Below are 14,407 nucleotides of genomic sequence, written 5' to 3'. Positions count from 1 at the left end.
AAGTAATTAAAACAACAATTTGTTTTGTATTTAAACATTTCGTATTTTTGTATTCTAACTAAAAAAATATGAAGACAATAACACAAAAAGAAATTGGACAAAGAATTTTCGATTTACGAAAAAATAGAGGATATTCACAGAATGATTTAGCAAAATTATTAAAAATTTCTCGCCCTTCACTTACACACATTGAGTTAGGAAAAAGAAATCTTTCAGCGATTGAACTAAAAAAAATAGCAGATGTTTTCTTAATATCAATTGATAAACTATTATCTTCAGATTTCAGTTTGTCTGAAATTATTGCTGACGAAAAAGAAACCAGTGAGGAGCCAAAAATTAGGATTTCTATACCTGAACTGAGAGTAAACAAATTCAAAAATATTCTATTATATATTCTTGAAAAATGTGCTGGCAAACCAAATGTTGGCGAAACTCTACTTTACAAATTATTTTATTTCTCCGATTTTAATTATTATGAGATTTACGAAGAACATTTGACCGGAGCTGAATATAGGAAATTGCCATACGGGCCTGTACCGCAGAAACTTGATATTATTATTAATCAAATGATTGCCAACAAGCAATTACAAAGAATTAATGTAGATTATCATGGATATCCACAAAAAAGATATCTGCCGCTTACTAAACCAAATTTGAAGAGTTTCAGTGCCAGCGAGAAAGATGTTATAGACAAGGTAATAGCCCAATTCTCCGATTGGTCTGCTTCGGCAATAAGTGAATATTCGCATAAAGATATTCCTTGGTTGGCTTCGAAAGAAGGCGAAGCAATTGATTATGAATTAGCTTTTTATAGAGAATCACCTTATTCAGTCAGGAATTACGATGAAAACGAAGGTGCTTTATGACAATAGACGAACTTGTTGAATTTAGGAAAGACATCAAAAAGCTTTCGAGAAAGTACAGAACAATTGCTGAGGATGTTGAAATTGTTAAGGAACCCTCTAAAAATGCAAATTTCTTCGTTGTTTCGCAATTTTAAAATCCTCATTTACAATAGTAAACTCCGGTTTTTAAATTTCTTACGCCTTGAAATTTACTATTTTTAGAAGTCCCCTTAAGAAAGTTTTAAATATTAGGCCAAATGAGAATCCTCCTTTTAGTTTTAGAATAGATGGATTAGGAATACAAACTTGTATCATTAATATTAAAAAAATAGCTAGTAGAAGTTTTAAGGGCAAGGGACGTAATTCAGGATTTAGAATTGTTTATGCTTTATATGAGGAAGAACAAAAAATAATTTTGATTGAAATATTCCACAAATCAAATAAGAAAAATGAGGATAGGGAGCGGATTTTGAGAAATTTTAAAAATAGAATTTAGTAACAAAAATAACTTTCTTTGAAAAAATTATTAATGATGTTATAAAAAAACGTAAGCCTCTATGAACAGTTTTTCAGTAAAGAAACATTCGGTTTAAAATAATAATCATTAGTTAATCAGCCTTCACAATCTTACCCCCAACATAATTTATCCCATCAAAAACAGAATAAAAGTAAATTCCACTTTTTAGATTTCTGCCAGTAAAATCAAAATAATTTTCTCCGGCAAGAAAATATTTATTTTCAGAATAAATTAATTGCCCAAATTGATTGAAAATTTGCAATTCAGATTTTGCTGATTTTACAGAATAAAAACCAATTGAAGTTTCATATGAAAACGGATTAGGCTCATTTTCAAGAATATAAAAATCTAAACTTTGGTTTTCAGAAATGCCCAATTCCTCGGAATTTATTTTAATGAAAACTGAAGTAGAATCGACATATTCCTGAGCAAAAATTGGAAATAGAATAGTCCCTATATAAACATCTGTAATTATTTTTAAATAGTAAGTTCCTGTGTCGGTAGGAGTTCCGCTCACTAAAACACAATTTGTGTCGCCAACAATAAATTCTTGCGATGGTTCATTTGAAGCAAAACTTAATCCGGGCGGAATATTTTCTATAGCTGTCAAAACAATTTTTGAAATAGGAACAATTATGCTGTCTCCCAAATCTGCTTCATAAGGTGGAATAATTGTAATTACCTCGCTATAAAACTCCGATTTTACACCTTCTGATAAAGTGTCCGGGCAAATTTCTCCAGGAAGTTCTGTATCAACACAACTGGCATCAGGTGTACATTGGGCATAAATATTAGAAATCGCAAAAACTAAAATAGCTGCAAATAAAAAAGATAAGGTTGTGTTTTTCATATGTCAAAATTTTTGGTTGAGATTTTAATTTATTATAAATTTATAAGATTCAGTATTTTCGGAAGATGATAATTGAATACAATAGATTCCGGCAGGAAAATTCTTTATATTGATTTTTCTTAAAAAATATGTTTGAAATAGGTCGAGATTTTCATCGAAAAGTATTTTCCCAAAAGAATCAATTATTTTCATTTTTTCTACTTCAGCGATATTTTCAAATTCTATTGAAATGAATTCTTGAGCAGGATTTGGATAAATTTTTAGTCCATTTGTTAATTCTTTTCCTTCAATCATAGAATAGCTTGTAACAAAAACCGTATCGGAACTGCTAATACAACCAAAACCACTTGTTGCCAAAACAAAATAATATCCACTTTCATCAGCAACATAAATTAAATCGTTTGCTCCGATAATTTCCTCACTCAGCTCATTTTCATAAAAATACCATTGAAGATCGTATCCTGTGAGATTTGTTTGCAAAGTGTCATAAATTATCCAGAAAAAAGGAGGCGGCGGCAAAGGATGAAAAACTAAACTGATTGTATCTGATTGGTTTGTACAACCATAATTATTCGTAGCAACAAGATTGTAAATGCCGGACACACTTGTTTCAAGCATGGAAGTGTCGATACCAGACATGATTGAACCATTGAAAAACCATTGCAAGCCTTCTTCTACATTAGAGTTCAAAATAATTTGCTCGCCTTCGCAAACCTCTTGTGATGGATAAACATCGATATCTACCTCTGTAGGCGATGGATAAACCACTACCATATCGGTATCGGAAAATACCAAACCGATCTGTTCTTCAACGGTTACAGTCCCGCTTACTTTGCCCCCGGTTGTAGAATAGTTATAAACACCTGCGCCCGAAATATTTAATTGCGAAATTCCTCCATCATCATCTGATGAACCAAGAGGTGGACCAAAATCTTCGTCCCAAAAATTCAAAATAATATTTGTGTCGGCAAGAACTATATTTAATCCTGTCCAATGTGCAGTCAAATCGTCGTCGATAGTAGATGATGTATAGAGCCCTGCACCGTGTTCAAGAACAAAAAACAAATCGGGATCACCAATCCATGTCCACAGTTCTTCTACATCGCCGGCATACCAATTGCCTTGTGAATTTGCAGTAACATCAACAATTACATAATCAATAAGTGTAGTTTGCAAAATAACCTGATAAGTGTCTGGCTGAGAGTATAATTGAGTTTCTGGAAACTGTAGTGTGTCAGAATTTCCATTACCAAAATCCCACTGATATGAGATTGGAAATGGAGAATTTTCTAACAAAGCTTCAAATTCTACATGCACCGAATCGCAGGCAAAAGCTGGTGAAAAACTAAATCCATTATTGTTAGAGCCACTTTGCAATACTTGAAAAATAACTTCAAAAGAGATTGTTTGACTTCCAACAATCGAAACTTCGGCATTCAAATCGACAGTTGCAATATAAATTCCGGGAGCCGACTGTGGAATGCCGCAAATTCTTATGCAGCCCATTCCCCCGCCAGGATATTCGCAAGTGGGAGACAAGTTACATTCCCAATCCAAACCAGAAGGAACACCATTTACTGCCAAAATTTCAATTGAAAAAACATTGACAGTTATACTGGTGGCGCTATCAGTATATTGCAGCGGGACTTTAAAAGTTATATCAATGAAAGTATCCTGAAATGCAATCACATTTATAGTATCATCGGGGCAAAGTCCGAAATCGTTAGGCGGCGAACAGGTAGTATCAATCACACATCCGGGACATTGCGAATAAATATGGTTCCCAAATGAAATTAGAAGTATTATAAAGAATGTCAATAAATATTTATTTTTCATTTTGTTTTTTTAACAAACATACAATTTTTTTCATTTTTTACGAAAGTAATTTTAAAAACAGATTTCTAATAAGCAATGAACAATGCTCACAGTTTCATTTTTATATTACTATTTTTGTAAGAAAAATATTATGAAAAATAAAAAATTGGCACTCAAAATGCTTAGTTTATTAATAGTTATGAATCTTAATATATTCGCACAGGATACTTTAAGAGTAATGACATATAACTTGCTAAACTATGGTAATTTCCCGCCAGGATATTGCGATATTTCGGTAAACAATCCAACTGATAAAGACGAATATTTACGAACAATAATTGATTATACAAAGCCAGATATTTTTGTTGTAAACGAAATTGGTGATAATGCTACCTACCATGACAGAATTCTTGATAGTATCTTGAATATAAATGGGATAAGTTCTTTTCAAAGAGCAAATATTACAAATATTGCTTATTCGTATATCATCAATCAACTATATTACAATTCCGATAAACTTACACTTCATTCTCAAGAAATTGTAAACACCTATATTCGGGATATTAATTTGTATCGTCTCTACTATAATTCGCCTGAACTTGCTCTCTACAACGATACAGTTTTTCTAAATTGCATAGTTTGTCATTTGAAATCGGGCAGCAATTCATCTGATGAAAGCTCACGAGCAACAATGACCATAAATGCTATGAATTATTTGAACAACAATAATATTGCGGGCAATTGTTTTTTCATGGGCGATTTTAATGTTAAAAATAGCTCGGAACAGGCATTTCAGAATCTGATTAATTACCCAAATCCTTCAATTAGATTTTATGATCCTGTAAATCAGATAGGTACATGGTATAATAATTCAAGTTTTGCAGCTTTTCATACTCAGTCGTCAAATTATTATTCGAACGGTTGTGCTTCTGGCGGTGGGCTCGACGACAGATTTGATTTCATCCTGGCTTCCGAAGAAATAATATACGGGACAGACGATGTTCAATATGTGAACAATTCGTATTGGGCTGTCGGGCAAGATGGAAGTCATTTTAACAGTTCGGTTGAATATCAAGGAAACAATAGCGTTTCTTCAACAGTATTAAATTCGCTTCTTGAAATGTCAGACCATTTGCCAGTAATTTTAGATATAGAAATTGCTCAAATTCCAGTAAGCGTCAAAGAAAATATATCTGACGAATCAATATGCATCAATTTGAACAATCCTGTAAAAGAGCAACTTAAAATAAATATTCAAGCAATTGAAAAACAAAGTTTAACTCTTGAAATTATTTCGCATTACGGACAATTATTGTTTTCACAAAAAATATATATTCATGAAGGGAAAACCGATTTTACATTAGCGATGAATAAATTTTCTTCAGGATTATATATTTTGAAAATATCGAATGAAACTAGTATATTGAAAGTTCAAAAAATAATTAAATTGTAGAAATTCAGCTATTTACTTGCATGTTTTCTTTTAAAATACTGTCCAGTAGCACTGCAAAAATTCGAATCCTCAAATTAGAATATCATAAAATTGTAGCATTCAATATAAATTGTCGTCATTAAAATAGAGACAAAATTTTGAAAAATAAATATTTGAATATTGAAAATGAGATTATTGACCGATGCCGGACAGGAGATTCAAAAGCACAGTATCAGTTATATAAATTGTATTATAAAGCAATGTTTAACACAAGTTTAAGAATTATTAATAATAAAGTTGAGGCTGAAGATGTAATGCAGGAGGCATTTTTAACTGCATTTGAAAAAATGAATACATTTTCGAACGAAAACAATTTTGGAGCCTGGCTAAAAAGAATTGTGATAAATAGGTCGATAGATTATTTGAAAAAGAAGAAAATGGATTTTTGCGAAATAAATGAAATTTCTGAAAATTGTATGCCTGAAGAAAACCAAAATCTGAACGAAAATAAGCAAGAAAAAATAATTCAAATTAAACAAGCAATGCACGACCTGCCGGAAAAATATCGAGTTGTTTTAAGTTTGTATTTATTTGAAGGATTTGACCACGAAGAAATTAGTCAAGTACTGAATGTTACGCAATCGAATTCGAGAACCTTACTAACCAGAGGGAAACAAAAACTATTAGAGAAATTAGCATGAGAAATTATAGCCAATTTATAAACGAAAACAAAGAGTCTTTCGATAGCTTTGAGCCGGACGAAGGACATTTTAGGAGATTTATGAATAGAATTAGTATTGAAAATCCGAGAGAAATAAAATTTCCTATAAATGAATTTGTGAAAATAGCAGCTATCTTCATTTTTATATTTGGAGTTTCATTGATTTTCATCACCAATATTAAAGAAAATGCTGATAATCTTTCAGAAATTCAAGAAATATGCCTAAGCGATATTTCCGATTATTATGAAGAGATTGAAGTTTTTTATTGCTCTAAAATTGAACAAAAGTTAAAGGTGCTTACTAAGATATCATATTTTGATTCTAAAATCAAAAATGAATTTCTCAGTAAAGAATTTCAGGAAATTGAAACATCTTATAGCGAATTGCAAAAAGAATTAGGAGCAAACGGCGACGATTCGCGAATTATTGAAGCTATGATTCGAAATTATCAAATAAAAACAGAACTTTTAGACAAAATCATTAATGAATTGAATAATATTAACCCCAAAATTTTATAGAAATGAAAAATGTAAATTTAAAACTTGTCCTATTATTTTGTTTCATATCAATAGTTGTATTGAATGTATTGGCAAAATCTGATGAAAATTTTACGAAAAAATTCCATGAAGAATTTTCGGCAGACAAAAACACCAAGCTTCTCGTAGAGAATAAGTATGGTTATGTAAGTTTAAAAAACTGGGAGAAAAACTCAGTAATGATTGACGTAACTATCACAGTAGAAACTTCAAAAGAGGATAAAGCCGATGATGTTTTTGAAAAAATAAGTATTTCAATTTCTCAGGAAGGAGATGTAATTTCGGCAATAACAAAAATAACGGAAAAAATCAGAAATGCAGATTTTACAATCGATTATGATATTAAAATTCCAACTTATTTGAAACTTGACGTTTCGAATAAATTTGGCGATGTTTTCATAAACGAAACTTCAGGCGAAACAAAATTGAATATTGAATATGGTAATCTTAAGGCAAACAAACTGTTGTTTGAGAATACCAAACCAATGTCTGAAATAAAATTATCGTATTCAAATGGGGATATTTCAAAATGTACCTATGCAAAAATTATTTTGAAATATTCGAACCTAAACATGACCGACAGTAAAACTTTAATTATAGTTAGTCGCTATACTAATGTTGATTTAGAAACCAGTAAATCTGTAATAATCGATTCCAAATACGATGGATATGATCTTGGAACTTGTCAGAATTTTGTTTATGAAGGCAAATTTACTGCAATAGAAATTGATGAAGTGAGCGATAAAATTGATGTTGATATGCAATATGGGAATTGTGAAATAAATTATGTTCCCATAGATTTTGAAAGTATAAATATTGAAAACAAATATGGAGGTATAGAAATTGGTATAGACGAAAATGCTTCCTATAAATTAAATGCCGAACTCGAATATTGCGAAATTGATTATCCATCAGAAGGCGATGTTCAGCGTAAAATTGATGGCTCTGAATCTGAAGTTCATGGATTTATTGGTGCAGATAATAACACAAAATCGAAGGTTACTGTAGTTAGCAAGTATGGAAATGTTGAATTGGATTAGAAGAAATTATTATTGGTTGCAGGTTTCAAGTTGTGGTTTTTAGAGAATTGCAATTTGAAACCATTTTTGTTTTATTAAAAGGTTTAAAAGCAAATATTAATAATTTATTTTTCTAAATTAGAATCCTATTAATCCCAACAGAATAATCCTTATTGAAAATAACATCAACAATACTTTCAAAATCAGTTTTGCTATTAACAAAATCAATATTTGATTTGTCAATAATCAGGAATTTCATGTATTTTTGCTGATTGAAATAATTGAAATATCCGTTCTGAATATTTGTTAGATAATTCGCTTCAATATTTTGCTCGTAATTTCGTCCTCGCAATTTTATATTTTCAATTAGCTTTTCTACCGGCAAATGTAGGTAAACATACAAATCGGGTTTTGGCAGCGATTCGTAAATAATAAAAAATAGATTTTTAAATAATTTATATTCGTCATCGGCAAGTGTTGATTTTGCAAAAATCAACGACTTCATAAAATAATAGTCAGAAATTGTAAATGTTTTAAATAAATCTCTGTCGCTGAGGTCTTTTTTAAGTTGATGATATCGTTCGGCAAGAAATGAAAGCTCGAGTGGAAAAGAAAAACGCTCAGAATTTTTGTAAAACTTTGGAAGAAAAGGATTGTCGGCAAATTGTTCGAAAATTGTTTTTGCATTAAATTTTTCAGCAATCATTTTCACGAGCGAAGTTTTTCCTGCTCCGATATTTCCTTCTATTACTATGTAGTTGTATTTCACTTTTGTGTATTTTCTTTGCAATTTCGCAGCTCTGCATGAGTTTTTTTTCTCGCTAAGTTGCTAAGATATTTTGGTTTTTTTTGCGACTTCGCGGCTTTGCGAGAGAATAGTCTTTCTAAACAACTTAGCGAGAAAAATAGTTAGTACTTAGGAGTAACCCCCATATTGAAAAAAGCAAACGACCATAAATCGGCATATTCTTCAATAATTTTTGAAGTTGGTTTTCCACCACCGTGCCCGGCTTTCACGCCAATGCGAATCATAACAGGATTTTCTCCCTGATATTTGCTCTGCAATTCAGCAATATATTTGAACGAATGTGCAGGAACAACCCTATCGTCGTGGTCGGCAGAAGTTACCAATGTTGCAGGATATTCAACATCTTTACTAATATTATGCAAAGGCGAATATTTGTAAAGATAATGAAACTCGTCTTCGTTGTCGCTTGAACCATAATCGCCTGTCCATGCCCAGCCAATGGTAAATTTATGAAACCGTAGCATATCCATAACTCCTACTGCCGGAAGTCCAACAGCAAAAAGATCAGGTCGTTGGTTCAAACAAGCTCCAACCAGAAGACCACCGTTTGAACCACCTTGAATTGTTAGTTTTTTTGAAGAGGTATATTTATTTTCAATTAAAAATTCTGCTGCTGCAATAAAATCGTCGAAAACATTTTGCTTTTGAAGTTTTGTGCCGGCTTCGTGCCATTCTTCACCGTATTCGCCGCCACCTCTCAAATTAGCAACGGCTACCACACCGCCATTTTCCATCCAGATTACTTTTGTTATGCTAAATCCAGGTGTCAAACTAATATTAAATCCTCCGTAGCCGTACAATAATGTTGGATTGTTGCCATCCATTTCTAATCCTTTTTTATGGGTTACGAACATAGGGATTTTTGTTCCGTCTTTACTTTTGTAGAAAACCTGCTTTGTTTCGTAAGGTGTTGGGTCAAAGTCTATTCCCGGTTCGAGATAAATTTCAGAAGTGTTTTTTTCAACATTGAATTTGTAAATAATACCGGGAGTTGTATAAGATGAAAAAGAGTAATATGCGATATTTTCATCTTTTCGCCCATTAAAACCCGAAACTGTGCCAATGCCAGGAAGTTGTACTTTTGCAACAAATTCACCATTTAATTCATAAATTTCTGCAAGACTATATGCATCTTTCATATATCTTGAAATAATTTTCCCTCCAATAATCTGACAGGATTCTAATACATTTTCTTTTTCAGGAATTATGTCTTTCCAACTTTCCATACTTGGATTTCCAAGATTAATACTAATCAATTTATATTTTGGTGCTTCGAAATTTGTTTGTACCAGAAGTTCGCCGTCAATGTGTTCTATAGTGCCAAATTCGTATTCGAATCCTTCAGCCAGCTTTATGAAATTGTTTTCTTTTTTCGATAAATCTTTATAATAGAGAGCATTCCCATGCGTAGATTCTGTTTCTGTCATTATCAATACTTTTTCGTCTTCGCTTACTTTCACGCCATAATTTCTTTTCGGATAGTCTAAATTCTGATAAACGAGTTTGTCATCTGTCTGGCCTGTTCCTATTTTGTGATAATAGATTTTATGATATTCATTGATGTTTGAAAGTTCTTTGCCTTCCACAGGTTTGTCGTAACTACTATAATAAAATCCGTCTTTATACCAAGAAATTCCTGAAAACTTTACCCATTCAATATGATCGGAAAGTTTCTCACCGGTTTTTATATCTAAAACAAATATTTCGTTCCAATCGGAACCACCTCTAGAAATTCCATAGGCAAGATATTTTCCATCTTTCGAAATACCTAAACTTGAAAGGGCAATTGTTCCATCATCCGACAATTTGTTTGGGTCCAATAAAACTTTTTCATCTTTGCTATCAACATTTTCCTTTATGTATAAAACATTTTGGTTTTGCAAACCGTCGTTTTTAAAGAAAAACACATGACCGCCTCGCTTGAAAGGAGCAGTGATTTTTGGGTAGTCCCAAATTTGTGTTAATCGTTCCTTAATTTTTTCTCGATAAGGAATTTTAGAAAGATAGTCGAATGTTAGTTCATTTTGAGCTTTAACCCACTCGGCCGTTTCTTTTGAAGTGTCATTCTCGAGCCAGCGATATGGGTCAGCAACTTTAATACCAAAATAATTGTCGATAGTAGTGTCTTTTAGAGTAAGCGGATAGCTAAATTTCATTTGCTGTTTCTCTTTTGGTTGATTGCATGCAATAAATGTAATAAGCATGACTGGGATAATAATTTTTTTCATAAAATTATGGGTTTTAATAAAAACTAAAAAAGCAACAAATTTAGAAAGAATTTGGTCATATTTACACCAAAATTTATTTGATTTTTATAAAATTTAGACATTTTTATGCTGAAAAATTTTACTTTTTCAAAAAGAAAACCATAATATCAAGCACAGTTTGTTTGTAATTTTAATTTTTCAGTCATATATTGGTTTGTTTCATTAATATGAAAATGATAAAAATTAGCACTTAAAAAATCAGTAATTTTGAAAAATTATTGAATTAAAATTATTCTATTAATATCTTATAAATAAGGTGATTTATTAACTTTTAAATTTTTTGAAATGAAAGCTTTAAAAATTGTTTTTTTTCTCAGTACATTTTTTTTCTTCTCATTCGTAGGTAATGAGGTTTTTGCACAATCTACAATTCAACCAGATTCTGTTTGTGCCGGTGAGACAGTTTATTATCAACTAAATGGCAATAGTGCATCTACATACACTTGGTCTATTTTAGGAGCTACCGGTGGAAGTATTGTTTCTGGAAATACCACCGACAGTATTATGGTAAATTGGCCAAATGCAGGTATGGATTCTATTCAGGTTGTTGAAACAAACGAATTTGGTTGTTCCGGCGAGCCGTATGTACTTACCGTTGAAATTTTAGACCTTCCAACTGCTATTATCTCAGGAATCGATACAGTATGTTATGGAGAAGCAAGTAGTAGTCTGATTGAGATTGTTTTAACAGGTACTTCTGATTGGGAAGTTGTTATTTCCGACCAAACTGTAAATGATACTATAAGTGTAATTGCTTCGCCTTATTACTACACAACACCTAACTTATTTACACCTCCCTCAGTGAGTTATACAGTAGTAAGTGTTACTGATGGAAACGGATGTAGTAATACAGGAACCGGTTCTGCAACTGTTGTAGTTTCGCCAGCTCTGTTACCTCTCACAATTTTCCATGATTAAAACTTATTCCTAATCGGACAAATTTAATACAATATATGAATAATGTACACGAGTAATTCAATTTTTAGTGTCTTATTAAAATTCTGTTAAACATAAAAAAACTACTTATAGTATGAGTTTATAATACTCCCTTTTTTATTGTTTGCATAATTTATGATTCCTTAAGCTTAGAAAATTTGAATCTCCCATCATATTCATTTTGTTTCAGCTAATATTTCTGATTTCTGTTTAAATAAATTTCAGCTTTATTGATTTTCGAAAATCAGAAAAATTCATCAAGCTCCATATTTTGATATTCGTTTTTTTGTGGAAAAATGAATTCTATGTATAGGCGTTTTAAAACTCGTCTAATGCAATTATTTAAATTAGCAATTATTCTTTCATATAGATAATATTGAAAAAATATCATTTTAAAATATTGTTAATATTATTTGCAACATTGCTGCAAGTATCAGGCTATTGTCAAATTATTGATACAGTATGTGTTGGCGAACAAAACGTGCTGTATTGGGTAAATGGCGACCAAAGCTCAACTTTCGATTGGGATGTTGAAGGTACAGACAACAATATTGATGCAAATTATGGAGATTCGATATTGATTGATTGGGGAGAAACACCTGGAATATTTTCAATTACTGTTTCCGAAACCAATAGTTTTGGCTGCCTTGGGATAAGTACAATCGGAAAAGTTTATGTTGAGTCAATTCCAATTGTCAATCTTGGAGATGACCTTGAATTTTGCGATACCTTTTCAATGAATTTAGATGCAGGTCCAGGATTTTCAGAATATTTATGGCAAAATGGAAGTAGCTCTCAAATATTTCCTGTAAACGTAGAAGGCAATTATTGGGTATCAGTTACAAATACCGCAGGATGTATCGCAATCGACTCAATTTCAATTTATTTGTTTCCATCGGTCGAACTCTTCACAAACACAACAAACGTAATTTGTTATGGCGAAAGCAACGGCTCAATTCAAGTTTCAGCTATTCAAGGAACTGCACCCTACGAATATTTATGGGCTGGCGGGCAAAACAGCCCAATTTTAGTGAATCTTGTTCAAGGCAATTATTCGCTAACTGTAACCGACAAAAACGAATGCAAATCTGAAACAACTATTGAAATTTTTCAACCAGACCAAATTACAGTTTCAGCTGAAATTGTATCGACTTTTTGCGATGAAACTTCAGAAGGAAGCATAGAAATTTTTGTTGATGGAGGGATTGAACCATATAGCTACATTTGGTCTAATACTTTTACAGGTGAAAAAATTACAGATTTGCAAACTGGCATTTATGCTTTGAGTATTATCGATTATAATTATTGCACTGCAAATGAAACTTTTAGTGTACCTTACTTAAATGAAACATGTTTTAAAATTCCAACTGCTTTTACTCCGAATAATGACGGTGTGAACGAAAACTGGGAAATACTTGGGATAGAAATATATCCCGAAGCAGTAGTTGAAGTTTACAATCGATGGGGACAGCTTTTATTCAAGTCAGAAAATGGTTATCATCAAAAATGGGATGGAACTCTCAAAGGGAATGAGCTTCCAATTGACACATATTTTTACATTATAACACTGATTCCTGGCTCTGAGCCCTTGATCGGAAATGTTTCAATTATAAGATAGTTTTAAATGAAAAAGGCAATTTTAATATTTATTATTTTGACTGGGTTTATATACACAGAAGCTCAGCAATTGCCTTTGTATAGCCAATATTTGACAAACAATTTTCTGATAAATCCGGCAGTTGCAGGTAGCCACAACGTAACATCTGTTAAACTCACCGTAAGAAATCAATGGACAGGATTTAATAATCCACCTAAAACACAAGTTTTAAGTTCGCACACAAGAATTGAAAGAGCAGGATTTTACAACAAAAGAGGCTTAATAAATGCAAAAACCGAATTCGATAAAAAAGGAAATATTATTCGAACACAACGTATGGGAAGTAGTGGAAGAATTGGAGTTGGCGGCTATGTTTTTAACGATAAAGTTGGACCAATCAGCAAAACAGGAATAAATTTTGCCTATTCATACCATATCCCATTTTCAATAACTCATCATTCAAAAAGGTTTTTATCACCTCCACAAATATCGATTGGTGTAGCAACAAGTCTGTTTCAGTTTGCTATAGACGAACGCGATTTGGTTTTGTTTGAGAGCAACGATCCGATTATTAGCTACGGTAAAGAAACTGCATTTGTGCCAGATTTAAATGTTGGAATATTTATTTATGCTCCAAAATATTTTTTGGGTGTTTCGAGCTTGCATATTTTAGAATCGAAAATCAAATTTCATGAAAATAGTAAAAACAATATGATTCGTCATTTTTTTGCAAATGCAGGATTTGCTTTTGTTGTTGAAGAAATTTTGATTGAACCTTCCGTCCTGATTAAAGCTACTGAAATTACACCTATTCAATTTGATTTTAATACTAAACTCCAGATTAGAAATATCTCATTTGCAATTTCGTACCGGACAAACAAATCAATGATTTTTATATTCGATATTTTGTACGGATGGTACTATTTTGGATATTCATATGACTATTCTACAAACAATATTTTAAACTACGCCGGCGGATCTCACGAAATTGTAGTAGGAATTAATTTACCAAAAACTCGAAGAAAGAAGAAGAAATAAATTATTGTATAAATTTTAACGCATG

Annotated in this window: 14 protein-coding genes; 10 read left to right on the top strand and 4 right to left on the bottom strand. The window is 31.8% G+C overall.

The annotated features are described in order from the left end of the window. Positions 1–68: 68 nt before the first annotated feature. The 3 genes from HN894_12120 to HN894_12110 are packed head-to-tail and all read left to right on the top strand — an operon-like array spanning position 69 to position 1,341. Positions 69–866 carry a DUF4065 domain-containing protein gene (locus HN894_12120; GenBank protein ID MBT7144066.1) on the top strand — a complete coding sequence of 266 codons (798 nt, stop codon included), beginning with the start codon at positions 69–71 and terminating at the stop codon, positions 864–866. After that, positions 863–1,000 (top strand): hypothetical protein, encoded by a 138-nt coding sequence (locus HN894_12115; protein ID MBT7144065.1) that lies wholly within the window; start codon positions 863–865, stop codon positions 998–1,000. The genes HN894_12120 and HN894_12115 overlap by 4 nt, the downstream gene beginning before the upstream one ends. Positions 1,001–1,047: 47 nt before the next feature. Next, complete coding sequence (locus HN894_12110; protein ID MBT7144064.1) at positions 1,048–1,341, top strand: hypothetical protein; 294 nt, start codon at positions 1,048–1,050, stop codon at positions 1,339–1,341. Between the two features lie 112 nt (positions 1,342–1,453). On the opposite strand, the gene HN894_12105 is transcribed toward HN894_12110, so the two are convergent. Together HN894_12105 and HN894_12100 are read right to left on the bottom strand one after the other, a co-directional pair. Then, entirely contained in the window at positions 1,454–2,212 is a 759-nt protein-coding gene (locus HN894_12105; GenBank protein MBT7144063.1) for a T9SS type A sorting domain-containing protein, read from the bottom strand. Positions 2,213–2,236: 24 nt separating this feature from the next. Continuing rightward, complete coding sequence (locus HN894_12100) at positions 2,237–4,048, bottom strand: T9SS type A sorting domain-containing protein (protein ID MBT7144062.1); 1,812 nt, start codon at positions 4,046–4,048, stop codon at positions 2,237–2,239. 130 nt (positions 4,049–4,178) lie between these two features. Between HN894_12100 and HN894_12095 the strand changes: the two genes are divergently transcribed. From HN894_12095 to HN894_12080, 4 genes are all read left to right on the top strand, one after another. Next, on the top strand, positions 4,179–5,480 hold the full coding sequence (locus tag HN894_12095; GenBank protein MBT7144061.1) for a T9SS type A sorting domain-containing protein: 1,302 nt from the start codon (positions 4,179–4,181) through the stop codon (positions 5,478–5,480). A gap of 137 nt (positions 5,481–5,617) precedes the next feature. Continuing rightward, entirely contained in the window at positions 5,618–6,160 is a 543-nt protein-coding gene (locus tag HN894_12090; protein ID MBT7144060.1) for a sigma-70 family RNA polymerase sigma factor, read from the top strand. After that, the gene (locus HN894_12085; protein ID MBT7144059.1) at positions 6,157–6,699 is read left to right on the top strand and encodes a hypothetical protein; all 543 of its coding nucleotides are present in this window, start codon (positions 6,157–6,159) and stop codon (positions 6,697–6,699) included. The genes HN894_12090 and HN894_12085 overlap by 4 nt, the downstream gene beginning before the upstream one ends. Before the next feature lie 2 nt (positions 6,700–6,701). Then, positions 6,702–7,757: a hypothetical protein gene (locus HN894_12080; GenBank protein ID MBT7144058.1), complete on the top strand. Its 1,056-nt coding sequence runs from the start codon at positions 6,702–6,704 to the stop codon at positions 7,755–7,757. A 112-nt stretch (positions 7,758–7,869) separates the two neighbouring features. Here HN894_12080 and HN894_12075 read toward each other — a convergent pair whose 3' ends face one another. Further along, positions 7,870–8,526 (bottom strand): deoxynucleoside kinase, encoded by a 657-nt coding sequence (locus tag HN894_12075; GenBank protein MBT7144057.1) that lies wholly within the window; start codon positions 8,524–8,526, stop codon positions 7,870–7,872. Between the two features lie 119 nt (positions 8,527–8,645). Further along, positions 8,646–10,772 carry a S9 family peptidase gene (locus HN894_12070; protein ID MBT7144056.1) on the bottom strand — a complete coding sequence of 709 codons (2,127 nt, stop codon included), beginning with the start codon at positions 10,770–10,772 and terminating at the stop codon, positions 8,646–8,648. 324 nt (positions 10,773–11,096) lie between these two features. Here HN894_12070 and HN894_12065 point away from each other — a divergent pair, with 324 nt between their 5' ends. The 3 genes from HN894_12065 (at position 11,097) to HN894_12055 (ending at position 14,382) form a co-directional block, all read left to right on the top strand. Further along, positions 11,097–11,729, top strand: a complete 633-nt coding sequence (locus HN894_12065) for a hypothetical protein (GenBank protein MBT7144055.1) — start codon at positions 11,097–11,099, stop codon at positions 11,727–11,729. A 418-nt stretch (positions 11,730–12,147) separates the two neighbouring features. Next, positions 12,148–13,365: a T9SS type B sorting domain-containing protein gene (locus tag HN894_12060; protein MBT7144054.1), complete on the top strand. Its 1,218-nt coding sequence runs from the start codon at positions 12,148–12,150 to the stop codon at positions 13,363–13,365. Between the two features lie 6 nt (positions 13,366–13,371). Continuing rightward, positions 13,372–14,382, top strand: a complete 1,011-nt coding sequence (locus HN894_12055; GenBank protein ID MBT7144053.1) for a type IX secretion system membrane protein PorP/SprF — start codon at positions 13,372–13,374, stop codon at positions 14,380–14,382. Positions 14,383–14,407 lie beyond the last annotated feature (25 nt).

The sequence above is a fragment of the Bacteroidota bacterium genome (genome assembly GCA_018692315.1).
In the GTDB taxonomy this organism is placed as follows: domain Bacteria; phylum Bacteroidota; class Bacteroidia; order Bacteroidales; family JABHKC01; genus JABHKC01.
This window is presented reverse-complemented; position numbering and strand designations above follow the sequence as displayed.